The 528-nt window shown below is 48.5% G+C and carries 1 protein-coding gene; it reads left to right on the plus strand.

The genetic code is table 11. The features are described 5' to 3' along the window. On the plus strand, nucleotides 1-528 hold a 528-nt coding region (locus tag R7O13_RS30585), incomplete at both ends, for an arginine deiminase-related protein (protein WP_318305686.1).

The following is a 528-nucleotide window of genomic DNA, read 5'->3' on the forward strand; positions in this document are numbered from 1 at the left end:
CTGCGTAGTGATGGTGCCACCTAAAGAATTTCGTTTTAATGAAGAAACGGCGCAAGACAATGAGTTTCAGCATCAGGTGTCATTGAGCCAGAAAGAAGTATCACAAAAAACCATGGCTGAATTTTCGGCAATGGTTGCCACGTTGCGCCAAGAAGGAGTGCAAGTGGTGGAATTTGACTATCCAGTTTCTGATGTTGCGACGCCAGATGCGGTATTTCCAAACAACTGGTTTAGCACAACACCAGACGGCACGCTTTATACCTTCCCAATGGCGTGTGAAAACCGTCAGCATGAGGTTCGCCCGGAAGCGTTAATTGCCGCGCTAGCCGCTGCAGGACGTGAAGTTCACCAGCAAAGCAGTCTAACGGATTACCTAGGCGATCACGCGTACCTAGAAAGCACTGGGGTGATGGTTTTTGACCATCTAAACAAAACCGTTTATGCCGCGTTGTCACAGCGTTGTGATCGCCTAGTGTTGGAAGATTACGCGAATCGCATGGGTTATGAGCGCGTGATTTCATTCCAAAC

This window comes from Vibrio sp. Y176 (assembly GCF_033438945.1).